Source organism: Pseudoalteromonas sp. MEBiC 03485 (genome assembly GCF_004195145.1).
Classification (GTDB): domain Bacteria; phylum Pseudomonadota; class Gammaproteobacteria; order Enterobacterales; family Alteromonadaceae; genus Pseudoalteromonas; species Pseudoalteromonas apostichopi.
This window is the reverse complement of record NZ_SGBT01000002.1, coordinates 824142-848113: the sequence shown is the minus strand read 5'-3', so window position 1 is coordinate 848113 and position 23972 is coordinate 824142. Positions and strand designations below refer to the sequence as shown.

The window sequence follows — 23972 nt, the reverse complement described above, 5'->3', positions numbered from 1 at the left end:
GAAACCTGAGTGGTTTACAAATTTTGACATTAGCGGTCGCAAATTATTGCTATTCACTAGCACCATGATAATTATATGAGCGCTAAAAATGATAAACATAACAAAAAGGATGACTATGCGTTTTAAATTTATTGCTGCTGCAGTAGGTCTTGCTGTAGCAAATGTTGCTGTTGCCGACGAAGGCATGTGGCAACCTCACCAGCTACCGGAACTTGAATCTATATTAAAAGCGAAAGGTTTGAGCATTGATGTACAATCAATTTCAAAACTGACTGAGTTTCCGATGAACGCGGTAATTAGCCTTGGTGGCTGTACAGCTTCGTTTGTTTCTCCAAAAGGTTTAGTGGTAACTAATCATCACTGTGCTTATGGTTCGATTCAATATAACTCAACTACCGACAATAATATTTTAGAAAATGGCTTTTTAGCTAAGTCAACAGGTGAAGAAGTACCTGCTGCGCCGGGGTCTCGTGTTTATGTGACAGAACAAGTAACCGAAGTCACTGATAAAGTTAACCAAGGTACTGACCAGCTAACAGGTAAAGCACGTTTTGATGCTATTGAAGCAAATGAAAAAGCACTTGTTAGTGAATGTGAGCAAGATCCAAGCTATCGCTGTAATGTGTACACTTTCCATGGTGGTCTTGAGTATTACCTCATCAAATCACTAGAAATTAAAGATGTACGTTTAGCCTATGCGCCCGCTATGGGTGTGGGTAAATACGGCGGTGATATCGATAACTGGATGTGGCCGCGCCATACGGGTGATTTCTCGTTCTATCGCGCGTATGTTGGCAAAGATGGCAAGCCTGCTGAATATTCGGAAGACAACGTGCCGTACCAAAGTGATGCGTTTTTAAAAGTAAGTGCTAAAGGCGTACAAGAAGGCGATTTTGTGATGGTTACCGGTTATCCGGGTAGCACAAACCGTTACCGTATATCGCCTGAAGTTGACTACGTGTTTAATACAGCCTACCCATTAGCGCGTAAATATAATTCTAAATATGTTTCGTTAATTGAAGAAAATGCCCCAGAGGGTTCAGAGGCACGTATCGCTTACGAAAGCACGATTGCGGGTTACAACAATTACATTAAAAACTATGGCTCAATGATTGAGAGCTTTAACAAAGGTTCAATGTATAGCCGTAAGCAACAATTCGAAAAAGATCTCACAGCGTGGATCAATCAAGATAGTAAGCGCAAAGCTAAATACGGACATGTACTTGCTGATTTATCAGCGCTAGTTGCACAGTCGCAAAAGCATAACCAGCGCGACCGTATGTTAGGTTACGTACACCGCTCACAAATGATTTCAACTGCTCGACGTTTATATCGTTTAGCGTACGAAAAACAAAAGCCAGATGCTGAGCGCGAAAGCGGTTATCAAGAGCGTGATATGCCACGTATCGAGTCACGTTTAAAAAGCATGAGCCGTCGTTATGATGAAGCTGTTGATAAAGCAATATTGCTGTACTTTATTGAGCAGTATGCGGCATTACCAAAGGACCAACGTGTTGCAGAAGTTGATAAAGCGCTTGGTTTAACAAACGGTTTTGACAAGCAAAAACAACAAGCTTTACTTGATGAAATGTATGCTAAATCTGTTCTTGCTGATGAGAGTAAACGCTTATGGATGGCAGGCCTTGACCTTGCACAGTTAAAACAAAGTAGCGATCCTTTCATTCAGTACGCTCAGGCTATTTTTACTGCCACTAAAGATATAGAAGATGCGAAAAAAGAGCTGGCCGGTAAACAGCAAGCCGCTCGCCCTGCATTAATGGAAGCAATTATCGCTTATAACAAGGCACTTAATAAACCTGTTTATGCTGATGCGAACAGCACCCTACGTGTAACTTACGGCACGGTAGGCGGCTATTCACCGCAAGATGGCTTAGTGGCAACCCCCTTTACAACTTTAGAGGGACTGCTTGCTAAAAACACCGGTGTTGAACCATTCAACTCACCAGAAAAGCAAAATGAGTTAATTAAGCAAAAGCTTTATGGTGATTACACCGGCGGTATGAATACTGTTCCGGTTAACTTTTTATCAAATGTAGATACCACAGGTGGTAACTCAGGCTCACCAACGTTAAACGGTAATGCTGAACTGGTTGGTTTATTATTTGATGGTGTTTACGAAAGCATTATTGGTGATTGGGATTACGATGAAAACTTAAATCGCTCAATTCACGTTGATTCACGATACATGTTATGGGTGATGGATAAAGTTGATAATGCGCAAAATCTACTGAAAGAGATGACTATCGTTAAGTAATCTAAGTTTAACGTTAATTTAAGCATTAAAATGCCAGTCTAACAGACTGGCATTTTTGTTTTTAATAAAAATAAAATCATTAAATTTCATTAGTTTGAAAAATATTTATAAAAATTAATTTTTCTTAAGTTTTATTTAAGTTTCGCTCGATAAATTTTACACATAACCTAAGTGGAGCGAACAATTATGCTTTCAGTTCAACAATTACAACAAACTCAAGTTCAAGAGCCAGCCTTTGTTTGCACTCGTGAAGGAGGTCAATTCCGTGACCGCCTTGAGAGCAATATCAAGCAAGGCTTTGCTGCTGCGTATGACGCGAAAATTTCGCAATTCATGCCGCTACTTTGCGAGCTTAATGTTGATGATGAAGTATGTACTTTAGGTCTTCGCTCTGCATCACAGCCTTTGTTTATTGAACAATACCTCCCTGCGTCTATTGAGCACTTTGTCAGTGCCAAGCGTGAGCACATTTTTGAGCTAGGTAATTTATGCTCAACGCATCGAAAAGCCACCTTGGCACATTTTGTTTTAATGAACGAAGCACTTTATCAGGCAGGAGCAAAATATTTAGTGTTTTGCGCAACCCGTAAAGTGAGAGCGTTATTAAAAATGCTTGGTGTGAATTGCAAAGAAATCGGTGTTGCCAATGCACAAGCACTTCAAGATCCAGCCAGCTGGGGTAGCTATTACGACAATCAACCAACCATTTGTGTGGTTGACCTAAACGAAGCACATCAACGTGTATTAAACACCCCAGTTTTATTCAATATCAAACAGCAGTGTTTGCAGTCATCACTTGAGCTTGCTGTATTTTTGGAGGCGTTATGAGCTGGTTAACACAATTACCGCATAAGGATAGCGACACATTGATGGTTTGCCATCAAAGTGATGGTGTACGCTCACTAACTAAACAAGAGTTTACTGAGCAAGTAACTCGTTTACTGCCAACCTTAGCTGAATTTGATGCCCAAGGCATCGCTTATCAATTAGATAACACGCCAGCATGGTGTGTATTGGAAGCCGCGATTAGCGATCTTAAAAGAGTCGCGATTCCGCTACCAACGTTTTTTACTGCTCAGCAAATTGCATTTGGTTTGCAAAACAGTGGGGCAGGGCTATTTGTATGTGACCGCGCATACGAAGGTGAGCATGCTAAGTTAGTGGCGTTAGTTGACGTGTGTAAGCATTACCCTTTATATGTTTATCAACTGAGTAATACACAGCCTGTGCCTTATTTTGCTAACACGCAAAAGATTACCTTTACATCGGGCTCAACGGGTACACCAAAAGGCGTGTGTTTATCTCTTGAAAGTCAAATGCAGGTAGCTACATCACTCTATCAAAGCATTGGTTTAGAAAAACCAAACCATTTGTGTTTATTGCCGTTACCGGTTTTGCTTGAGAACTTAGCAGGTGTTTATGCGCCGCTATTAGCAGGTGGTACGGTTAATTTGGTCCCTTTAGCTGAACTTGGTTTTTCTGGTGCGCAGTTACTTGAACCTCACAAATTGATTGCTGCAATTGAACGTACTGAGCCAAATACTCTTATTTTAGTGCCAGAACTTCTTACCTGTTTGGTGGCTTTTGCAAAGCAAGGCTGGCAAGCGCCTAAAAGCTTAAAGTTTATTGCTGTAGGTGGCGCGGTTGTAAGCCAGCAGCTTATTAAGCAAGCCCGTGAATGTGGCTTACCTGTGTATCAAGGTTATGGTTTGTCTGAGTCTTCATCGGTGGTGAGTTTAAACACTAGTAATGATGATGACATCGAAACTGCAGGCCGAGTACTTAAACATATTCAATATAAAATTGAAAATGGCCAGCTTTATATCAAAGGTTCATTGTTTTTAGGTTATTTAGGTCAAGCCGCACAAAATAGCGAAGATTGGTACGCCACTGGAGACTTAGTTACTGAGCAAGAAGGCCGCTTGGTTATCCAAGGCCGCTTGAAAAATCAGCTGATCACGAGCTTTGGTCGCAATATCAGTGCAGAGTGGCCGGAGTCATTATTGCTCAGTCACAGTCAGGTACAGCAAGCTGTCGTTATTGGCGAAGGCCAAGCGTTTTTAGCTGCGCTTATCTTTGCAAACCAAGCGATGAGTGACAATGAGCTTGCAGCACACATTGCTAAACAAAACGCGCAGTTACCCGAATACGCACAGATAAAAAAATGGCATCGTCTGGCAGAGCCAATGAGCCACACCCAAGGTTTATTAACTAGCAATAATCGCCCAAAACGCGATGTTATTAACCAATTTTTTGCTAGAGAAATTTCAGCATTTTACAAAGAGGCGACGAGCATGAGTCAATTTTTCAATACATTACAAGCCGAAACACAAAATGAGCGTGACTATCTTTTAGCTGCGCCGATTATTGGCCGAGTTTTTAAAGGTGAAGTAAGCCTTAGTGAATATGCATCGTTTTTAACTCAAGCATATCACCATGTTAAGCACACAGTGCCACTACTAATGGCTGTGGGTGCAAAGCTTACCGATAAACAAGAGTGGCTGCGTGAAGCTGTTGCAGAATACATTGAAGAAGAGTTAGGCCATCAAGAATGGGTATTAAATGATATTGCTGCATGCGGTTTTGATAAAGAGTTGGTACGTAATTCTCGTCCACAGTTTTCGACCGAATTAATGGTGTCGTATGCCTATGATGCAATTAATCGCGGTAATCCTTTAGCTTTCTTTGGTATGGTTCATGTGCTTGAAGGTACTTCTATTGCATTAGCAGATAATGCTGCAGGACAAATCCGTGAGGTTGTTGGGCTACCTAAAAAGGCTTTTTCATACCTTACTTCGCACGGTGCACTTGATATTGAACACGTTAAGTTCTTCGAATCACTAATGAATAAAATAGACAACGAGGACGACCAACAAGCCATTATTCACGCCGCTAAATGTTTTTACAAACTATACGGCAATATTTTTCGTGACCTCGACTCAGAACCTTTCTTTACAGAGGCGGACATGGAGCAAAGCGCATGAGTAGCCCAGTTTGTGTGCTAACCGGCGCAACTGGGGGCATTGGCCGTGCTATTGCTCTTAGCCTTGTCAAAGAAGGGTGGCGTTTATTGCTGGTAGGCAGAAATGTTAAGCAACTTGCTGCACTTAAGTTGGAGTGTGGTAATGACGCAGAGTATTTTCAGGCTGATCTAAGTAACAGTGAATCCCGTGATGATCTTGCCAAGTTTGCTCAGCAAATTGGTGGTGCAACATTACTTATCAATAATGCAGGCGTCAATGTGATGCAGGGCTTTAGTGAAATCAGTGAGCAGCAAATAGATCACCTGTTAAATATCAACCTGCATGTGCCAATTAAATTATGCCAGCTATTTTTACCACAAATTACACGCAACAAAGGCACGATTGTGAATATAGGTTCATCGTTTGGTAGCATCGGATATCCATATCAAACCTTGTACTGCGCCAGCAAGTTTGGACTTAGAGGTATGACAGAAGCCCTTGCCAGAGAGCTCAGCCACAGCGATGTGAAAATATTGTATTTAGCACCTCGCGCGACTGATACCGCGATCAATTCGCCACAAGTGCGCGCGATGAACAAAGAGCTTGGTAACACGATGGATCCGCCTGAAAAAGTGGCAGATGCATTAATAGATTTAATTAAATCAAAAAAACGTCGCCGTTTTATCGGCTTCCCTGAAACATTATTTGCCCGTATTAACGGCGCATTTCCATCACTAGTTGATAACGCAATAGCAAAACAACTTCCTAAAATTAAAAGTTTTTTTGCGAACTAAATTGATTAAGGTGAATGATTATGACTAAACTAAATTTTAAAGCCCTAATGATGTTAGGTGTTATCATGGCCGCGCCTGCAAAAGCCGACTTTAATAGTGATTTAAGTTCGGTGCAAAAAAAGTGGGCAGTGGTTAATTACGAATTAGTTGATGATGCGCAATTAGATGCCTTTGAAAAACTAGCCAACGAAACGGCTGAATTTACAAAAGCGAATGACCAGCAGGCTGCAAGTCATATTTGGTACGGTATTGTGCTATCGAGTTATGCGGGAGCGAAAGGGGGCTTAGGTGCTCTTGGTCTTGCAAAAGATGCTAAAGCGCAATTTGAAAAAGCGCTAAGCTTAGATCCAAAAGCGCTCGACGGTTCAGCATACACCAGCCTTGCTACCTTGTACGGTAAAGTGCCGGGTTGGCCAATTGGTTTTGGTGATGATGATGAAGCGAAAAAGCTGTTTCAGCAAGCGCTTGAGCTAAATCCTCGTGGTATCGATAGTAACTATTTATATGCTTCATTCCTATATGACGAGCGTAAGTATAAATCAGCTAAAGAATTTTTATTGGTTGCTCAGCAAGCGCCAGCGCGCCCTGATAGACCAAAAGCAGATCTTTACCGCCAACAAGAAATTACTAAACTATTGGCTAAGGTAGAGAAAAAATAAAGAGATAAACTATGCATTTATTGCTCGTTGAAGACGACCATTTAGTGGCTGAAGGCCTGTGTCGCTCTTTGCGTCAACAAGGATATAGTGTTGAACATAGTTCGACCGTTAAGTCAGCGATGCAATGGCTGGACAACGATGAAATTGAGCTGGTAGTCCTTGATTTAGGGCTACCTGACGGTGATGGCATCGACATTTTAAAGCATATAAAAAAACATCGTAAAAACATTCCTGTGGTGATTTTAACTGCTAGGGGTAGTATCGACGATAAAGTTATGGGTTTAGATTTAGGGGCTGATGATTATCTTGCAAAACCGTTTGATCCCGCTGAATTATTTGCACGTCTTCGGGTTGCAAGCAGGCGCCTGACACAAGCACAAACCAGCACCTTAAAAGTCGGTGATGTTGAAATGGATACCGCGGCTTTTACCGTGAGTTATCAAGGAGAGCCCGTTAATCTTCCGCGTAAAGAGTTCATGCTCCTTAAAGCTTTGTTAGAAAATCAGGGCCGCGTGCAATCAAAACAGCAGCTAGAAAGTAAACTCTATGAGTGGGGCGAAGAGGTGGGATCAAATACCATCGAAGTGCATATTCATCACTTACGTAAAAAATTTCCGAAAGAGTTCATAAAAACCTTACGCGGCATTGGTTATGTGGTAGGTAAACGCTAGTGTCAATTCGTAAGCGACTCACCTTACTTATCTTGTCTATGGTGATCTTAACCTGCTTTTTGGCTTTTACTAAAGGTTATCGAGAAAGTATGAATCAGGCTGAAGCACTGCTTGATAATGAGCTGATAACGCTTGCGCATGTGTTGATTGAACAGCCGTTAAATAAAGAAACTCCTGCCTATACGAGTAATTTACCGCAGTTATTATTTCAGGTTTGGGTGGATGACAGTTTGGTCTCAAGCTCAAAGTCATTACAAAATAACCCAATCAATCAAAGTCACTGGCAAACCGGGTTTAGTGTTGAGAATTTGGCAGGGCAACGAGTCAAAGTATACCGTTTAAGCGAAGGAGATAAGCGGGTGCTTATTGCTGAGCCATTGAGTAAACGTGTGGCACTAACAGAAACAGTGATTTTATCGGCTATGACGCCATTGTTATGGAGCGTACCAATCTTAGCACTGCTTATTAGTGTTTTTGTAAAACAAGGGCTTGCGCCACTCACTCGGTTATCTAATCAACTTAAACATAGACAAGCAAATGACTTTACTGCGATCCCTTGGCAGACCCCAGAACAAGAAATTAAACCCGTAATCAGCCGCTTAAATGATCTATTTAAGCGTGTTGAAAGTGCCTATTTACGAGAACGATTTTTTGCCTCAGATGCGGCCCATGAGCTGCGCACACCGCTTAGTAGCTTAAAAATAAATGTACATAATTTACTTGCCCAAGGTGTCGATAGTGTAGAACTTGATGCGATGGAAAAAGGGGTTGATAAACTGAGTAATATCGTTGAGCAGATGTTGATTTTAGGGCGAACATACCCAGAGCAGTGGCAGGCACAATTTAGCCCTGTATCGGTATTAGAGGTTAGCCAGCAAGTTGTAGCACAACTTTATGACCGTATCGATGAAAAAGAGCATACAATTAGCATAGATGGTGATGATTTTATTATTGCTGGTGATGAATTCACTTTGATCACTTTATTTGGCAATTTACTGAGTAACGCCATAAAATATACACCAGCTGTGGGAGAAATTTGTATTACTCTTAAAGCTGAAGGTAATCGTTTTATCTGGCAAATTGATGACTCCGGTCCAGGTATTGATGAAGCTCAAAAGCAGCGCATATTTAACCGTTTTTACCGCGTGGGTGGCGATAAACATCCATCCGGTGAGCAAGGAGCCGGGCTTGGTATGGCTATTGTTGAACACATAGTATCGATTTATAACGCTGATATTGCGCTTGCAGATAGTCACCTAGGTGGCTTGCGCGTAAGCGTCTCTTTTATGCAAGGAGAGATTAGTGAATAAATGGATTTTGGCATTCTCTATGCTGCTACTATGTATGTCGTCTTGGCTTGCTTATGCCAAAGAGTACAAACTGATCTTAAGAGATCATCTATTTTACCCCGCTGAAATTAAAGTACCTGCCAATAAAAAGCTGCGACTTTTAATCGAAAATCAAGATGACACTCCTGAAGAGTTCGATAGCTTTGACTTAAACCGCGAAAAAGTGCTCTACCCAGGCCGAACCAGTGTGATTTATATCGGCCCATTAAGCCCTGGGCGTTATGATTTTTTTGGTGAATTTTCGCCTAACACTGCTCGAGGGACTGTTGTGGCTACGGAGGTGGATGATGCTGATAACTAGTCTGCTGATGAGTATAAATCAGCTTCTGCCTGTGGTTATTTTAGCTGTGCTTTTGGGTTTGATTGTGCCTTTAAATCAGCGTCAGCTATGTATTTATGCCGTTATTGGTATTGTGATGAGCTTAGTGTTTGTACAAGGCGCTGCATGGGGGAGCCAGTTATTTGATCATAGAGGCTTAGAGTTCATGCAAATGTTGCTGTGTATTGTGATTTTTGCAGCTGCATTAATTAGTTGTCAGCAACGAAGTCAGGCCGCAGCTGTCGCATTGGTTGCTACCATGACGTTGTATTTAAGTCACTACATGATTTATTTAGTCAGTTTCTGGCACAGCAAAGATACTGCTGAGCCACTGATACTTGGTACCTTATTAGGGGTTGGTATTTGTATTAGCTTTGGTGTGTTACTGTTCTTTTTACTTGAAAGTGTTGTTAAACGCGCAGGCGTGCAGCCTTTAGTTGTGTTGCTTGCCTTAAATGCAACAGCAAAGTTATTGATACTTCTTGATTTAGCAAGTCAGGTTGACTTACTCGATGTGACTTCAAATTATTTAGATTGGCGTGGGTTTCTAGTTGAAAACTCAGAACTAGGGCGGGTATTAAAAGCCTTATTGGGTTACGAAGCCACACCAAGTAAAACAGCGCTTTGGGTGTATGTAGTTGCAGCGTTGGTATTTATCGCCTTAGCGCGTGTTTTAAAAATTAAAAAGACAGAGGAGCCAGTATGCGGTTCTTAATGATTAGCTTAAGCTGTTTGCTGTTAGCAACTATTAGTCAAGTCGCACATGCTGATGGCATGGTGGTCGATAAAGTATATCACCCTTATGTGATGCCTTTTGAGCGCGAAGTAGAGTGGCGTTTAGTGTCGAGACAAACTGATAGCGGCAATGTGTTAGCGCAGCGCGCAGGTTTTGGTGGGGCAATTAATGATACCATGAGTCTTGAAGGTTATTTGGTTGGCGAACGAGACGATAACGGCGATTTTGGGTTATCTTCATACGAGGTCGAGTTACGTTGGCAGCTTGTTGAACAGGGACGATTATGGGCTGACTGGGGGGCACTATTTGAGCTTGAAAAACAACATACAGTGGATGCTTACGAAGCAACGACTGGCTTTTTATGGGAAAAAGAGTTTGGCCGTACAAGCCTGACTATGAATGCATTTTTAGTGTATGAATGGGGCGCAGATATCGAGAATGAGTGGGAAAGCGAGTTTCGTTTGCAGTATCGTTATCGCTATCGATCAGCGTTTCAACCATCAATAGAAATTTACGCTGGTGAGGATTTTGTTGGGGTTGGTCCCGGCTTTATTGGTTTACATAGGTTTAGTCCAAAACGTCAGTTAAAATGGGAAGCTGGTTTTATCAGCGAACTGAGTCAATCCGGTAAAGATCATAGCTTTCGCTTAGCATTGGAATTTGAGTTTTAATGACGATAGTGTTTGACTTATCTTAGTAACTCTATATAGTGGGCACCAGCTAGAAAGAAAGCGTGTAATTAATAAATCTTTATTTCGTTGTTGTATAAGTAATACTTGTAGTACCGTCCTGAAGTTTTTAAGTACCATCTCATTTTTTGCTACACCCGCCCATTAGGGCATTTTTAATTTTTTATATCAGGAATAATACTATGTCTAACATCGTATCAGGTACAGTTAAGTGGTTTAACGAATCTAAAGGTTTTGGTTTCATCGAGCAAGAAAATGGCCCAGACGTGTTCGCACACTTCAGCGCTATTAAAAGCGACGGTTTCAAAACTTTAGCTGAAGGCCAACGTGTAGAGTTCACTCTTTCACAAGGTCAAAAAGGCCCACAAGCGGATAACATCACTCCGTTATAATTTTTACTTTTAGTAAAAATTAAGAAGAAGCAAGCTACGGCTTGCTTTTTTTGTGCTTAAAAATTGACTGAGCTAATGAAAATTTCTATATTTAATGCAGCTATTTAATTAGGGTGTATTAATTATCTTAAAATTATTGTTGTTAGCATGCCTAAGTTTTGCACCCGTAGTAATGGCAAAGGATAGTGTCACCATCTACACCGAGCAATTCCCGCCATATAATTTTTCAAACAAAGGGCACCTAGAAGGCATTAATCTTAAATTTGTCAAAGCAATGTGTGTTGATGCAGACATTGAATGTCACTTCGAGCTTTTACCTTGGTCTAGGGCATATCACTTTGCACAGAAAAAACCACAATCAGGCCTAGTCTCTACGGCACGAGTTCCTGATCGAGAAGAGTTATTCAAGTGGGTTGGTCCACTGGCTTCATCACGTAACTTTTTTTATCGCTTACAATCAAATGATCGCATTAATCCTATCGACTTATCTCAAGTAAAAGATCATAGTTTATGTGTTGTCAGAGACAGCATTTACGAAAAATTCGTAGAAAGCATTGGCTATGAAGGTGATAAAAACCTTCTAAAAGTGAGTCACTATTACGAATGTATTAACCTATTTTTTAAAAATAAGATTGAGCTGATCATAGGCTCAGAGCTATCGTTCAAATATCAATTAATGCAGTATGGTCACCAAGGCAGAGAAGTGGTTAAGTTAGTTGAATTGCCTCTGAATGGCGCCGTGGGTAACTTTCTAGCGCTAAATAAAGCATTACCTGATGAGTTAGTTGCTCGATTTCAAGCAAGTTATAACAAGCTGAGTAAACAAGGATTATTAGAGACTTATATTGAGCAATATAAGGCGAATTAAGGTTGCTGTAGTAACATCACGGTATTGTATTTTGGCGTCACCATCACTTCATTAAATGCTTTTTTTAACGCATCCACATAGCGTTTTTCGGTATTAATATTTGCCGCGAGGTAGCCTTTCATGGTTAAAAAGTCGATACCATGCGTAAAGCTAAAGCGGCGCTCATCTAATGCCAGCTGCTCAGCCATAGCTGCAATATAATTTTTATCATCGATAATTAAATCAACCTTGCCCGACATTAACAGTTGATATGATTTATTGATATCCGAAGTATAGACTACAGTGTAACCACGGTCTGTTAGGCGCTGTGCCGCTAAATCATTACGTTGTACGGCTATTTTGTAATCTTTTGCTTGCTCGTTTGAGGTGATGTTTATATCTGTGCGAGAGCTTAATTTAACAAAGCCCATTTGATAGGTAGCCACTTCACCAATCCAATGAAAGTGTTTTTCGCGCTCAGGGGTCTTCGCCATACTATAAATAAAGATATTAGGTCTCTTAAGTGCCATATTGTAGGCACGGGCCCAAGGATAAAGCTCTATATTTGGGTTTATGTTTGCTTTGGCAAAAATAGCTTTAACTAATTCGGTGCTTTCACCGGAAACTTGGTTATTGATTAAAGTTTGGTTTGGTGGCGACAGCTCAGTCACAACGGTCAGGGTCGGTTCGCAAAGTGCTGGCCAACTAAAGAAAAGGATTAGTATATAAACTCGTAAAAATTTCATTTATGTACTTAAATAGACTTAGTAATTAAATCTTAGCACATAAAACGATAAAAGGGCCTTGCGGCCCTTGGTGAAGTATCGTTCAAGTCAGATAGACCTTTAACCCCTTAAAGTCCTATCCTATTGTTTTGCAACTACGGCTCATCTCATTAAGTTTCTAAGCTAGCGAGAGGAAAAAACCTGCAATTGCTGCACTCATGAGGTTAGCCATAGATCCTGCTAACACTGCTCTGAGCCCTAAGCGTGCGATATCCTTTCGCCGACTAGGCGCCATACCGCCTAATCCACCTAGTAAAATTGCTATCGATGATAAGTTAGCAAACCCACATAACGCGAATGTGACAATCGCTTGTGTGTGCGCACTTAACGTATCGCGATAATTAATAAAGTCGAGGTAAGCAACAAATTCGTTTACTACAACCTTCTGACCTATAAAACTGCCTGCGATTACTGCTTCGTTCCAAGGTACACCTAATAACCATGCAACTGGCGCGAATACGTAACCTAAAATTTCTTGTAGCGTTAATGTTGGATGATCAAACCAACCACCAATACCGCCTAATAACCCATTTAGAAGTGCAATAAGTGCTACGAAAGCAAGTAACATAGCACCTACATTCAGTGCTAGATGCATACCGTTTGCGGCACCTGATGCAGCAGCATCAATTACGTTAACCGGTTTTTCTTCTTGTACGTCTAAATCAGCTAAATCTTCTTTTGGTGTTTCGGTCTCTGGCACAATCATTTTTGCCATTAAGAAACCACCTGGTGCCGCCATAAAGCTGGCTGCGATTAAGTATTTAAGCTCTACACCAATTGTTACGTAACCCGCCATAACAGAACCTGCTACGGTAGCAAGGCCACCTACCATTACCGCAAACAGCTCTGACTTAGTCATGCTGGCAATAAATGGCTTAACAATCAATGGTGCTTCTGTTTGGCCAACGAAAATATTGGCGGTTGCAGAAAGCGATTCAGGGCGAGAGGTTTTCAATAGCTTTTGTAAGCCACCACCGAGAATCTTGATTATCCAATCCATTACCCCGATGTGATACAACACAGCAACTAATGCTGAGAAGAACACGATAACGGGCAATACTTGTATCGCAAAAATAAACCCTAAAGTATCTTGCGATGCCAGTGAGCCAAATAAGAAGCTTATACCGTCATTGGCATATCCAATAACCGATGAAACTCCTCGTGACATACTTGCTAGTACGTTTTTGCCCACTTCGAAGAACAAGACAAAGCCACCAATTAACACTTGTAGTAAAAAGGCGATGCCTACTGTTCTTAAATTAATCGCTTTACGGTTAGTTGAAGCCGCAAAAGCAATGCCTAGTAGCACAACAATGCCTACTAAGCTCATAAATGTTGTCATACTGACTATTTCCCGTTGTTATTGTTGCAGTAAATATTTTATTTTACTTTTAATTATATCAATGGCAACGCGATTCATACCGCCGCGAGTGACTACGAGATCAGCTTTGTGTTTTGATGGCTCAATAAACTGATAAAACATAGGTCGCACTGTCGCTTGATATTGATCAACAACGGACTGTAATGTTCTGCCACGCTGCTCCATATCTCGTTGCATACGGCGCATAAGGCAGATATCTAACGGTGTATCAATAAACACCTTAATATCAAATTCTTTTCGAAGTGCCGGATCACTCAGTAGCAAAATACCTTCAACGATAAGTACTTTTGCAGATGCAACTCGGCGCGTTTCATCGCTACGGGTATGCATTGCATAGTCATAAGTTGGTACGTCTACCGATTTTCCAGCGCGCAATTGAAGTAAGTGCTCATGCAAAAGCTCATGCTCGAAAGCATCAGGATGGTCGTAATTGGTTTGCGTTCGATGGTCAAACGGCAAATGCGACTGGTCTTTGTAATAAGCATCTTCTTCGATCACTGCGATCGCGCCCGGTTCAAGCTCATTGACTAATTCGTTATAAATTGTCTTGCTAAAAAGAGACTTGCCCGACGCAGATGCGCCAGCAATAGCTATAATTGTTCGTGTCACTAAAGTTCTCGCCCACACAGAAGGAAACATTGTTAGGTAGATCACAATAGCAAAAAAGACACGATTAATCTCTTTTGCTTCGCTTAGGGATGCAAATTTATAATGTTTCTGTTTTATGAAACAGGACTTATGTCCTGTACCAAAAATTCGAAGAGCATATAAAGTATTCACATATTGATAACGAGGTACCCATGGCAAGAGCACTCATCTTAATGGCAGATAGCCTAGGAATAGGCGCAGCACCTGACGCAGAGAAGTTTGGTGATGTAGGCGCAAATACTTTTGCTCATTTACTTAAAGCCTATGCAGAAGAAACTGGTGAGCATTTATCGCTACCCAATCTTACCCGTCTAGGTTTAGCTGATGCATGCGAAGCCGCAGGTAAAGAACCTTGTTTAGTAAGTGACCGACAAGCACCTACTGGCGCGTGGGGTTACGCTAAAGAGTTATCAAGTGGTAAAGACACACCTTCTGGACATTGGGAAATGGCCGGTGTACCTGTGTTGTTTGATTGGGGTTATTTTCCAAATACACAGCCGTGTTTTCCACAAGAATTTGTTGATGAGCTTATTGCTCGCGCAGGTATTCCTGGCATCTTAGGTAACTGCTATGCCTCAGGAACGACCATTTTAGAACAACTAGGTGAAGAGCACATGCAAACTGGCATGCCAATTTGCTACACCTCAGTTGATAGCGTGTTTCAAATAGCCGCGCACGAAGAATCATTTGGACTGGAGAAACTTTATCAGGTTTGCGAAATCGCACGGGCGCTGCTTGATGAAATGAACATAGGAAGAGTGATTGCGCGGCCATTTTTGGGTTCGAGCAGCGATGATTTTGCCCGTACAGGTAATCGTCGTGACTACTCGGTGCTTCCACCGTCGCCAACTTTGCTAGATAAATTATCGCAAGACGGTGGTGAAGTGATCAGTATCGGTAAAATTTCTGATATTTATGCGCACCAAGGCATCACCCAAAAACACAAAGCGCCAGGGCTGATGAACTTACTTGAGAAAACCTCAGAAGTTATCGCAAGTGCACCTGATCATAGTTTGATTTTTACAAATTTAGTTGATTTTGATGAAAAGTACGGTCATCGCCGTAATGCAGTTGGCTACGCTAAAGCATTAAAAGAGTTTGATGATTATCTGCCGACCATTTTAAATCAGCTAAATAGCGATGATGTGTTAATCATTACCGCCGATCACGGATGTGATCCAACAGCAGCAGGCACTGACCATACACGTGAATACGTGCCAGTACTTGCCTACCAACCGGGAATGACAAACACCCCGCTTGGAGAACGAGCTAGTTTTGCAGACATAGGTCAAACCCTTGCCCAGTGGTTTAATCTTCCTGCACTTGAATACGGTGATAGCTTTAACGACAAGCTATTAGCGAACAAAAAAGGAAACCAATAATGAGTACTCCTCATATCAGCGCCGATGTAGGCGAATTTGCAGAAACGGTATTAATGCCGGGTGATCCGCTTCGCGCTCAATACATTGCTGAAAACTTTTTAGATGACGCAAAACAAGTAACAGGCGTTCGTAATATGTATGGTTTTACCGGTACCTACAAAGGTAAACCAGTAAGTATTATGGGCTCTGGGATGGGTATTCCATCAATGTCAATTTATGCCCGTGAATTGATCGTTAGTTACGGCGTTAAAAATCTAATTCGTATTGGTACCTGTGGTGGTATTGGTAGCGATATCAAAATCCGTGACGTTATCTTTGCACAAGGTGCAAGTACTGATTCAAACGTAAACCGTGCGCGCGTTCGTGGTTACGACTTTGCCGCAATTGCTGATTTTGGTTTATTACTAAATGGTGTAAACGCAGCAAAAGAATTAGGTATTGAAGCGAAGGTAGGTAATGTATTTACAACAGATACATTCTATCAAGCAGATAACACTTTTTATCAAGAATTAGACAAGCTAGGCGTACTTGCTGTAGATATGGAAACAGCTGGCATGTACGGCGTAGCCGCTGAATACGGCGCAAAAGCGATGGCACTATTTACTGTAAGTGACCACGTAATCACTGGTGAAGCAACACCAAGTGAAGAGCGTCAAAGCACTTTTAACGAAATGGTTAAAATTGCTTTAGAATCAATTTAAATAAGTTCCTTGGTAACGTATTCACTGAAATTTGGAAACACGCCCAAAGTGAAGTGAGACTAACCTCAAAGCCGCATTTATGCGGCTTTTTTTATAGCTGCCTGTTTACCTCGCGTAAAATCCTGCTCGCAACTTGCAACCGCCCCTTAAAACTTGAAAATTCAACTAATTGTTGCCACTTTTAATAGAGGAACAACAATTGAGGATGTGTATGTCTAATTGGGTTGAAGCTAAGGTTAAAGACGTTAAATGGTGGACTGAGTCATTATTTAGCTTAATCGTTAATGCCGATGTTGAGCCATTTACGGCAGGGCAGTTTACTAAGTTAGCTATGCAAGTGGGTGATAAACGTGTTGCACGCGCATATTCTTATGTGAATGCGCCTAATAATCCCGATCTTGAGTTTTATCTTATTAACGTCAAAGACGGCCAACTTTCTCAGCAGCTAGCACAATTAAAACCAGGTGACTCAGTTACAATTGAACGCCGCGCCACAGGTTTTTTTACCCTCGATGAAGTACCTGGCAGCGAACAACTTTATATGCTGAGTACTGGTACAGCGCTTGGACCTTTTATTTCAATATTAGAACAGGGTGAAGTGTGGCAAAAATTTGAGCATGTTCACCTAGTGCATGGTGTTCGTTTTAACGAGGACTTAAGCTATCAAGAGCGTATTAAAGCGCTTCAGCAACAGTACCCGAACCTTTACTATTCACCCGTAGTCAGCCGAGAGTCAGCCGAAGTAGGTTTTAATGGCCGGATCACAGATGTAATTAAAGACCATCGTTTGTTTGATGTAATAGGGCATCCTACTGTACCTGATACCGCACAGTTTATGATTTGCGGTAATCCAAAAATGGTAAAAGACACCACAGCTATTTTATTAGAGCTGGGTTTTAGCCGCAACAGACGCCGCGAACCTGGGCAGATAACAGTAGAGCAATATTGGTAAAAAACTATGCCAAGCAGTCATAATTTGCTACCTTAGCGCCTCAATCAGGCATGATGCATTTAGGAAAACTATGAAACCGTTATTTTTTGCAATCAGTTTATTATTCTCTTGGCAGTCAATTGCAAGTGACGAAACAGTAGAGCAAGTCCAACCTCAAACTAGCAATGAACAAAAAGCCGAAAAGAAGGACGTACCTAGCTTAGAGTTTATTGAAGAAAAGCCTGCAACAGAACAAAAATCAGCGCCTGAAACTGAAACAGCGAAAGCAACAGCCGAAAAAACTCAAAGCAGCGATGAGCAAAAAGCCACTGCAGAAGCTTTAAAAGCGGTTGCAGAAGTTGATGACAGCAAAGTGCTAGGCACACAAACTCCCGCACCTGCAGAGCAACCAAAAACAGTTGCTGAAAAACAGCAAGCAGTTGCAGAAGCTGAAAAAGCCGTTAACCAAGCTAAAGAAGCCCTTACAGCTAAGCAGCAAGAAAAAGCGCGTCAGTCACGTGAATCGATGGCGGTGATTGAACAGCTGATTGCGGCTTATAATGCACGAAACATTGATGCATTCATTAAGATGTATGACGAAAACGTAGAGTTTTATACATTCCCGAATGAGTTAATGTTTAAAGGTAAAGAAAAGCTTATTGCTCGATATGGCATCATGTTTAAAAAGCTAAAGTGCATTAAGTCATCACCAATTAAACGCATTGTGCTTGGCAACATCGTGATTGATCATGAACTCTCTGAAACATGTTCACAAGACCCCAAAGTCGTCGACAAGCGTTCTGAGTTTGTCACCAGCTACAAAATAGAGAACGGCAAAATAACCAAAGTGTTATTCTTCCGTTAGAAAAAGAGCAGCCCAGCTGCTCTTTTTTTATGGGTGAAAGTTAGTTGAATTCAAGTTACAAGGGGAAAGGCGAAAGTTACGAGGTACTAGGTAGCAGCGATTTTACATCGCGTCCCAGCGCCTAGGAAGAACCTAGAACCTAAACCCTAAACCCTAGCGCCTATGACGCGGGATAAACCCGCTGCTACATGGGTTTCGGCTAAGCCATTTCGTTTAACAACGAATTAAAGCTGTCGTTGTCGTGCAGGCTGGCAAAAGCGCTTTCGTGTAATAGCTCGTTACGAAGGTTTGGAGAATACTCAAGTGCCATGCGAATGTCTGCCATTGCATCAGCATGTTTATGCAGTAATGCATACGCACAAGCACGTTGCCAGTAGGCATAGCCGTAGTCACTATCAATTTCTAGCGCTTGATTACAAAGTTCAATGGCTTCACCTGTTTCGTTAATTTCTAATAGCGCATCCGCTTTATAGGCAATTGCTTCAACGTCTTCAGGTTTACGCTTTAATATTTCGTCAAAAATCTCGATCTTATTCGCAACATCGCTTTCTAAGTTGGCACGCATCCATAAAGAATGAACTTCGTTAGTGATCGAGATCTTTTGTTGGTTTAATAAGATCTCTTCAGATCGCTCACGTAACTTTTCTTCAAGTACTTTCAAGCGATCTTCGTATTCTTGTGTAATCGCACTAACACGTGTGTTTACAATGTCTTCTACTTTGTTTTTTACGTCACGGAGGGAATTCCAACCAACCAACACCAAAATTGAAGCTGTAATAGTAATAATGAAAAACACATTATTAATGGTGTCTGTTGTATAAGTAATCGCACGATCTGCGGTATCAAGTTGTGTATGAGCCACTTGCTTAGTTACGTCTTCGCGTAATTTTTGCTGGTCTTGGCGCACTGCTTTTAATTCATCAAGAATATAACGCTCTAACAATGGCTTATACATTGGTTCTTGAAGCTTATCGAGAGCTTGTTGCTGCTCAACATCGGTTAACGCAGGGCGGTTTTCAGGTTCATTTTGAGCAACTGCAAAAGTGCTAAAGCTCATTAAAAATGTGATTAAAATTAAGGTATAACGCATGAGATATTAATTTTTGATGATTTCTAAGGTAACTGTAACATGCGTTAGCACTGTGGACTAGGCAAAAAAAAACCAGCTCGGGGGAGAGCTGGCCAAACTGCTTAAACAACATAAAGTCGTAAAGGGTATTAACAGGAGTTGGGTACAATATACTCTTATTTATCTGAACAACTACTTAATACTAAATGAGTTTTTAAAAACTTATATTCATTCTGTCAGATTTATAATGTTCGTCTAGACTTAAAGTGTCGTAAAACTAAAAGGTGAGAGTATGCGCCAACAACTAGTCCAACTGCTGTATGGAGTATCAATTTCTTCCGATCTTGACAGTGGCAATGTTGAATTAGCTGAACGCTTAATTCTGAATGCGGTACTAGATGGCCTTGAAATTGGCAGAGCAGGGATATGGTTGTTAAATGCCGAAAATACCGCGATTGAGTGCCGATTACTACTTGATAGAGAAAACGGCAAAGAAATTCAAATGTTAGTATTGCCTCGTGATGCATATCCAGCTTATTTCAAAGCACTCGATACCCAGCGTACTATCACCGCAGAGGATGCTCATACTGACCCTGCCACCTTTGAGTTTAGTGAAAGCTACTTAAAACCACTTAATATTGGCGCTATGTTAGATGCACCAATTCGCTATAAAGGTAAAATGATCGGGATATTTTGCTGTGAGCATATAGGTGGACCAAGGCAATGGACAGAAGATGAATGCTCCTTTATTGGTGCATTAGCTGACTTATATGGCAGAGCACTCTCAGCACAAGAGAATGAACGCATGAATGCTGAGCTTGAACGTGCTAATCTGCATTTAGAGCAACGTGTTGCAGAGCGTACTCGTACCCTTGAAAAAACCTTATCTGAGCTTACTGCAATGCAAGAAAAACTAATTGAAGCCGAAAAAATGGCGTCACTTGGTAATCTCGTGGCGGGCATTGCTCATGAGGTAAATACGCCTATTGGCATCGCTGTAACAGCAAATAGCTCGGCTAAGGATAAGCTAAATAGCCTTAATCAACTTATAGAGGCAAATACGCTAACAAAAGTGGCCTTACTTGAGGGTATGAATCATTTAAACGAGTGCATCAAAATTTCCTTTGCGAATCTTGAGCGAGCTGCAAAGCTCATTAGTGATTTTAAGCAAACGGCGGTTGATCAATCATCACTCAATTTACTCGAAACGAATATTAAAGACTATTTTGAAAACATTTTACACAGTCTAATGCCACTAACCCGCAGTAATAATGTTGAAGTGAACATTGACTGCGTTGATGATTTTTCGCTCATTACCGTTCCGGGAGCCCTTAGCCAAATATTCTTAAATCTTGTGAATAACAGCTGTGTTCATGGGTTTATAGGGCGTGAGCAAAATCGAATCGATATTACTGTAGGCATTGATGATGACACCCACAGCTACACAGTCACCTACAAAGACAATGGTCATGGCATGAGTGAAGATGTAATGCATAAAGTGTTCGAACCATTTTTTACTACTAAACGTGGTAGTGGCGGTAGTGGTTTGGGTATGTCGATAGTTTATAACCTTGCAACCCAAGCACTGCAAGGTGAGGTGAGCATTGATAGCATGCCAGATCATGGTGTTACGCTAACCTTTAAATTGCCGCAAAAACTCGCATAACTAATTAATATTTATACAAATTGAAGGCTAAATAATCTGGTGACTGGGTAATAAAATTAAAAATTAATCAGTTTGCTTAGCAAGACAAGAAATATCAGTGCATTTGTTGTCTTTACAAAATTGCTTAATACGCTTTTTAGAATATAAATAATTAATGCTGAAAGGCGTAATTAATAGTGCTATCCAAAACAATGCAGAGCTTCTGAAAATTAGCCCCACAAGCGACGCCACCACAAATCCCGATAACATCAAAATAGGTAAATGGGCGATAAAAAAGTTAATACTTAGCTGTCTAGCAACTTCAGGATTAATTGTTTTCATAAGGGCTACTCGCTGTAAAAAATACCCTTATAAAATGGACGCTTTGATAAAATGAATCAAATCAAATTTTCCTATCGGTGCAATCGATTTAAAACCATCTTTTGCATCTAGCTTTATTTAAATACAACTCCTATAGTTTCAAACAACAGGAACTTATTCGCTATTAGTTATTCATAACTAGTAGAAAATCTCTCTTTATGACGAAAGAGATAAAAGTAATTTCTAGCGTTTCGTCATATTTTAGCTTTTTAGGAGCACGCAATGAGTAATGGAAAAACGGGCGGGTGCCCGGTAATGCATGGTAGTAATACTGTCACAGCTCAATCGAACACTGACTGGTGGCCAAACGCACTTAATTTCGACATTCTTCATCAACACGACAGCAAAACGAACCCTTACGGCAAAGACTTTAATTACGCAGAAGCATTCAAATCACTAGACCTTGAAGCCGTTAAAACCGATTTAAAAAGTCTGATGACCGAAAGCCAAGAATGGTGGCCAGCCGATTGGGGTCATTACGGTGGTTTGATGATCCGAATGGCGTGGCACTCAGCAGGTTCATATCGTTTAGAAGATGGCCGTGGTGGCGGTGGTACAGGTAACCAACGGTTTGCACCGTTAAACTCATGGCCAGACAATGCTAACCTAGATAAAGCTCGACGATTACTTTGGCCAATTAAAAAGAAATACGGTAACAAACTTTCTTGGGCCGACTTAATTATTTTAGCTGGTAATATGGCTTACGAATCAATGGGTTTAAAAACCTTCGGTTTTGCAGGTGGCCGCGAAGATATTTGGCACCCAGAAAAAGATGTTTATTGGGGCGCTGAAAAAGAGTGGTTAGCACCAAGTGATGGGCGTTATTCAAATGTAGCCAAGCCAGATACCATGGAAAATCCATTGGCAGCGGTACAAATGGGCTTAATTTATGTTAATCCAGAAGGGGTGAATGGTAACCCAGACCCGCTTAAAACTGCTGAGCAAGTTCGCGAAACATTTGCCCGCATGGCAATGGATGACGAAGAAACAGCTGCGCTGACAGTTGGCGGTCACACTGTGGGTAAAACCCATGGTAATGGTAGCGAAGAAAACGTTGGTCCAGAACCAGAAGCGGCCGATGTGTTTGAGCAGGGTTTAGGTTGGAACAACCATAATTCACGTGGTATTGGTCGCGACACCATGACCTCAGGTATTGAAGGTGCGTGGACAACTCACCCAACAAAATGGGATAACGGTTATTGCTACTTGCTGCTTAACTACGACTGGGAGCTTAAGAAAAGCCCTGCGGGTGCGTGGCAGTGGGAGCCAATTGACATTAAAGAAGAAGACAAACCAGTTGATGTTGAAGATCCATCAATTCGTCTAAATCCTATTATGACCGATGCCGATATGGCAATGAAGATGGACCCAACTTATCGTAAGATCATTGAGCGTTTTAACGATGATTTTGAATACTTTAGTGATGTGTTTGCACGTGCTTGGTTTAAACTAACGCACCGTGACTTAGGTCCAAAATCACGTTATTTAGGTGCTGATGTACCAAGCGAAGATCTGATCTGGCAAGATCCGATCCCAGCGGTAGATTACACCTTATCAGACAGCGAAATTAGTGAACTTAAAACTAAGCTACTTAACTGTGGTGTAAGCCAAGCAGAATTAATTGCAACAGCATGGGATAGCGCCCGTACTTATCGTGGCTCAGACCATCGCGGTGGTGCAAACGGTGCACGTATTCGCCTCGCGCCGCAAAAAGATTGGCAGGGCAATGAACCAAAGCGTTTAGCTAAAGTATTAAGCGCACTTGAGTCAGTACAAGCGGGTTTAAGTAAACCAGTAAGCCTAGCTGATTTAATTGTACTTGGTGGGTCAGCGGCGGTTGAACAAGCCGCAAAAGCGGCGGGCGTTAACGTCACCGTGCCATTTTCGCCGGGTCGTGGTGATGCCACAGACGAAATGACAGATGCTGACTCGTTCGACGTACTTGAGCCAATTCATGATGGTTTCCGTAATTGGCTCAAAGAAGAGTACACGGTATCAGCAGAGGAGCTAATGTTAGAGCGTTCGCAATTAATGGGCTTAACAGCACCAGAAATGACCGCTCTTGTCGGTGGCATGCGTGTTCTAGGTACTAATCATAATGGTACTTTACACGGTGTATTTACAGATAACGTAGGCACATTAAGTACCGACTTTTTCGTGAACCTAACCGACATGGCTTATACTTGGAAGCCAATAGCGAAAGGTTATTATGACATCATTGAGCGCAGTACAGGTGTAACTAAGTGGACAGCAACGCGCGTTGATTTAGTATTTGGATCAAACTCAATCCTTCGCTCATATGCAGAGTTTTATGCACAAGACGATAACAACGAACGTTTTGTAAAAGACTTTGTCGACGCATGGGTGAAAGTAATGAACGCCGACCGCTTCGATATCTAATTTAAAATTCCGTTAAGTACAAAGGCCACACAGCTGAACTGTGTGGCCTTTTTTATTTAAAGAAGTTAGCGAGTTACAAGGGGAAAGGGG

Annotated in this window: 23 protein-coding genes and 1 pseudogene; 19 read left to right on the top strand and 5 right to left on the bottom strand. The window is 41.4% G+C overall.

The features are described 5' to 3' along the window. Nucleotides 1-115: 115 nt before the first annotated feature. The 13 genes and pseudogenes from EVU92_RS20460 to EVU92_RS20405 all read left to right on the top strand — a co-directional run bounded on the left by EVU92_RS20460 (nt 116) and on the right by EVU92_RS20405 (nt 11715). Nucleotides 116-2275 carry a S46 family peptidase gene (locus EVU92_RS20460; RefSeq protein WP_130052986.1) on the top strand — a complete coding sequence of 720 codons (2160 nt, stop codon included), beginning with the start codon at nt 116-118 and terminating at the stop codon, nt 2273-2275. A gap of 186 nt (nt 2276-2461) precedes the next feature. After that, a complete protein-coding gene (locus EVU92_RS20455; protein ID WP_130052985.1) occupies nt 2462-3103 on the top strand; it encodes a thermostable hemolysin in 642 nt (213 codons plus the stop codon). Further along, nucleotides 3100-4095: pseudogene (locus EVU92_RS20450) on the top strand (AMP-binding protein); the annotation flags it as partial. The gene EVU92_RS20455 and the pseudogene EVU92_RS20450, both read left to right, overlap by 4 nt. Before the next feature lie 474 nt (nt 4096-4569). Further along, nucleotides 4570-5259, top strand: a complete 690-nt coding sequence (locus EVU92_RS21730) for an iron-containing redox enzyme family protein (protein ID WP_205987957.1) — start codon at nt 4570-4572, stop codon at nt 5257-5259. Then, nucleotides 5256-6032, top strand: a complete 777-nt coding sequence (locus tag EVU92_RS20445; RefSeq protein ID WP_130052983.1) for an SDR family oxidoreductase — start codon at nt 5256-5258, stop codon at nt 6030-6032. Before EVU92_RS21730 ends, EVU92_RS20445 begins: the two co-directional genes overlap by 4 nt. A 47-nt stretch (nt 6033-6079) precedes the next feature. Beyond that, complete coding sequence (locus tag EVU92_RS20440; RefSeq protein ID WP_240701341.1) at nt 6080-6691, top strand: hypothetical protein; 612 nt, start codon at nt 6080-6082, stop codon at nt 6689-6691. An 11-nt stretch (nt 6692-6702) separates the two neighbouring features. Further along, a complete protein-coding gene (locus tag EVU92_RS20435; protein WP_130052981.1) occupies nt 6703-7362 on the top strand; it encodes a response regulator transcription factor in 660 nt (219 codons plus the stop codon). After that, nucleotides 7362-8672, top strand: a complete 1311-nt coding sequence (locus EVU92_RS20430) for an ATP-binding protein (protein ID WP_130052980.1) — start codon at nt 7362-7364, stop codon at nt 8670-8672. The genes EVU92_RS20435 and EVU92_RS20430 overlap by 1 nt, the downstream gene beginning before the upstream one ends. After that, on the top strand, nt 8665-9012 hold the full coding sequence (locus EVU92_RS20425) for a cupredoxin domain-containing protein (RefSeq protein WP_256854101.1): 348 nt from the start codon (nt 8665-8667) through the stop codon (nt 9010-9012). Before EVU92_RS20430 ends, EVU92_RS20425 begins: the two co-directional genes overlap by 8 nt. Next, on the top strand, nt 8996-9745 hold the full coding sequence (locus EVU92_RS20420) for an iron transporter (protein ID WP_239978017.1): 750 nt from the start codon (nt 8996-8998) through the stop codon (nt 9743-9745). The genes EVU92_RS20425 and EVU92_RS20420 overlap by 17 nt, the downstream gene beginning before the upstream one ends. Continuing rightward, on the top strand, nt 9745-10437 hold the full coding sequence (locus EVU92_RS20415) for a hypothetical protein (RefSeq protein ID WP_239978019.1): 693 nt from the start codon (nt 9745-9747) through the stop codon (nt 10435-10437). The genes EVU92_RS20420 and EVU92_RS20415 overlap by 1 nt, the downstream gene beginning before the upstream one ends. A gap of 200 nt (nt 10438-10637) precedes the next feature. Further along, a complete protein-coding gene (locus tag EVU92_RS20410; RefSeq protein ID WP_036972536.1) occupies nt 10638-10847 on the top strand; it encodes a cold-shock protein in 210 nt (69 codons plus the stop codon). 172 nt (nt 10848-11019) lie between these two features. Continuing rightward, nucleotides 11020-11715 (top strand): transporter substrate-binding domain-containing protein, encoded by a 696-nt coding sequence (locus tag EVU92_RS20405; RefSeq protein WP_130052978.1) that lies wholly within the window; start codon nt 11020-11022, stop codon nt 11713-11715. Here the strand turns inward: EVU92_RS20405 and EVU92_RS20400 are convergent. From EVU92_RS20400 to udk, 3 genes are all read right to left on the bottom strand, one after another. After that, nucleotides 11712-12440 (bottom strand): transporter substrate-binding domain-containing protein, encoded by a 729-nt coding sequence (locus EVU92_RS20400; protein ID WP_130052977.1) that lies wholly within the window; start codon nt 12438-12440, stop codon nt 11712-11714. The two genes, EVU92_RS20405 and EVU92_RS20400, sit on opposite strands and share 4 nt — an antisense overlap. Before the next feature lie 157 nt (nt 12441-12597). Beyond that, a complete protein-coding gene (locus tag EVU92_RS20395) occupies nt 12598-13821 on the bottom strand; it encodes a NupC/NupG family nucleoside CNT transporter (protein ID WP_130052976.1) in 1224 nt (407 codons plus the stop codon). Nucleotides 13822-13839: 18 nt separating this feature from the next. Then, nucleotides 13840-14469 (bottom strand): uridine kinase, encoded by a 630-nt coding sequence (gene udk, locus EVU92_RS20390; protein WP_130052975.1) that lies wholly within the window; start codon nt 14467-14469, stop codon nt 13840-13842. A 191-nt stretch (nt 14470-14660) separates the two neighbouring features. Here udk and EVU92_RS20385 point away from each other — a divergent pair, with 191 nt between their 5' ends. From EVU92_RS20385 to EVU92_RS20370, 4 genes are all read left to right on the top strand, one after another. Next, nucleotides 14661-15890, top strand: a complete 1230-nt coding sequence (locus EVU92_RS20385; protein ID WP_130052974.1) for a phosphopentomutase — start codon at nt 14661-14663, stop codon at nt 15888-15890. Further along, nucleotides 15890-16591 carry a purine-nucleoside phosphorylase gene (gene deoD, locus EVU92_RS20380; RefSeq protein WP_130052973.1) on the top strand — a complete coding sequence of 234 codons (702 nt, stop codon included), beginning with the start codon at nt 15890-15892 and terminating at the stop codon, nt 16589-16591. The genes EVU92_RS20385 and deoD overlap by 1 nt, the downstream gene beginning before the upstream one ends. 211 nt (nt 16592-16802) lie before the next feature. Then, nucleotides 16803-17543, top strand: a complete 741-nt coding sequence (locus EVU92_RS20375) for a ferredoxin--NADP reductase (protein WP_130052972.1) — start codon at nt 16803-16805, stop codon at nt 17541-17543. Between the two features lie 70 nt (nt 17544-17613). Beyond that, entirely contained in the window at nt 17614-18387 is a 774-nt protein-coding gene (locus tag EVU92_RS20370; RefSeq protein ID WP_130052971.1) for a nuclear transport factor 2 family protein, read from the top strand. Nucleotides 18388-18586: 199 nt separating this feature from the next. Here EVU92_RS20370 and EVU92_RS20365 read toward each other — a convergent pair whose 3' ends face one another. Beyond that, the gene (locus EVU92_RS20365) at nt 18587-19477 is read right to left on the bottom strand and encodes a tetratricopeptide repeat protein (protein ID WP_130052970.1); all 891 of its coding nucleotides are present in this window, start codon (nt 19475-19477) and stop codon (nt 18587-18589) included. Nucleotides 19478-19748: 271 nt separating this feature from the next. Here EVU92_RS20365 and EVU92_RS20360 point away from each other — a divergent pair, with 271 nt between their 5' ends. Then, nucleotides 19749-21122: an ATP-binding protein gene (locus tag EVU92_RS20360; protein ID WP_130052969.1), complete on the top strand. Its 1374-nt coding sequence runs from the start codon at nt 19749-19751 to the stop codon at nt 21120-21122. 63 nt (nt 21123-21185) lie between these two features. Here EVU92_RS20360 and EVU92_RS20355 read toward each other — a convergent pair whose 3' ends face one another. After that, on the bottom strand, nt 21186-21443 hold the full coding sequence (locus EVU92_RS20355) for a hypothetical protein (protein ID WP_130052968.1): 258 nt from the start codon (nt 21441-21443) through the stop codon (nt 21186-21188). Nucleotides 21444-21704: 261 nt separating this feature from the next. On the opposite strand from EVU92_RS20355, the gene katG reads away from it, so the two are divergent. Continuing rightward, nucleotides 21705-23882 carry a catalase/peroxidase HPI gene (gene katG / locus EVU92_RS20350; RefSeq protein ID WP_130052967.1) on the top strand — a complete coding sequence of 726 codons (2178 nt, stop codon included), beginning with the start codon at nt 21705-21707 and terminating at the stop codon, nt 23880-23882. Nucleotides 23883-23972 lie beyond the last annotated feature (90 nt).

Bases quoted from the DNA above. Each gene is read 5' to 3' on its own strand.
- EVU92_RS20460 (WP_130052986.1), top strand. From the start codon at position 116: ATGCGTTTTAAATTTATTGCTGCTGCAGTAGGTCTTGCTGTAGCAAAT.
- EVU92_RS20455 (WP_130052985.1), top strand. From the start codon at position 2,462: ATGCTTTCAGTTCAACAATTACAACAAACTCAAGTTCAAGAGCCAGCC.
- EVU92_RS21730 (WP_205987957.1), top strand. From the start codon at position 4,570: ATGAGTCAATTTTTCAATACATTACAAGCCGAAACACAAAATGAGCGT.
- EVU92_RS20445 (WP_130052983.1), top strand. From the start codon at position 5,256: ATGAGTAGCCCAGTTTGTGTGCTAACCGGCGCAACTGGGGGCATTGGC.
- EVU92_RS20440 (WP_240701341.1), top strand. From the start codon at position 6,080: ATGATGTTAGGTGTTATCATGGCCGCGCCTGCAAAAGCCGACTTTAAT.
- EVU92_RS20435 (WP_130052981.1), top strand. From the start codon at position 6,703: ATGCATTTATTGCTCGTTGAAGACGACCATTTAGTGGCTGAAGGCCTG.
- EVU92_RS20420 (WP_239978017.1), top strand. From the start codon at position 8,996: ATGATGCTGATAACTAGTCTGCTGATGAGTATAAATCAGCTTCTGCCT.
- EVU92_RS20415 (WP_239978019.1), top strand. From the start codon at position 9,745: ATGATTAGCTTAAGCTGTTTGCTGTTAGCAACTATTAGTCAAGTCGCA.
- EVU92_RS20410 (WP_036972536.1), top strand. From the start codon at position 10,638: ATGTCTAACATCGTATCAGGTACAGTTAAGTGGTTTAACGAATCTAAA.
- EVU92_RS20405 (WP_130052978.1), top strand. From the start codon at position 11,020: ATGGCAAAGGATAGTGTCACCATCTACACCGAGCAATTCCCGCCATAT.
- EVU92_RS20400 (WP_130052977.1), bottom strand. From the start codon at position 12,440: ATGAAATTTTTACGAGTTTATATACTAATCCTTTTCTTTAGTTGGCCA.
- EVU92_RS20395 (WP_130052976.1), bottom strand. From the start codon at position 13,821: ATGACAACATTTATGAGCTTAGTAGGCATTGTTGTGCTACTAGGCATT.
- EVU92_RS20385 (WP_130052974.1), top strand. From the start codon at position 14,661: ATGGCAAGAGCACTCATCTTAATGGCAGATAGCCTAGGAATAGGCGCA.
- deoD (WP_130052973.1), top strand. From the start codon at position 15,890: ATGAGTACTCCTCATATCAGCGCCGATGTAGGCGAATTTGCAGAAACG.
- EVU92_RS20375 (WP_130052972.1), top strand. From the start codon at position 16,803: ATGTCTAATTGGGTTGAAGCTAAGGTTAAAGACGTTAAATGGTGGACT.
- EVU92_RS20370 (WP_130052971.1), top strand. From the start codon at position 17,614: ATGAAACCGTTATTTTTTGCAATCAGTTTATTATTCTCTTGGCAGTCA.
- EVU92_RS20365 (WP_130052970.1), bottom strand. From the start codon at position 19,477: ATGCGTTATACCTTAATTTTAATCACATTTTTAATGAGCTTTAGCACT.
- EVU92_RS20360 (WP_130052969.1), top strand. From the start codon at position 19,749: ATGCGCCAACAACTAGTCCAACTGCTGTATGGAGTATCAATTTCTTCC.
- EVU92_RS20355 (WP_130052968.1), bottom strand. From the start codon at position 21,443: ATGAAAACAATTAATCCTGAAGTTGCTAGACAGCTAAGTATTAACTTT.
- katG (WP_130052967.1), top strand. From the start codon at position 21,705: ATGAGTAATGGAAAAACGGGCGGGTGCCCGGTAATGCATGGTAGTAAT.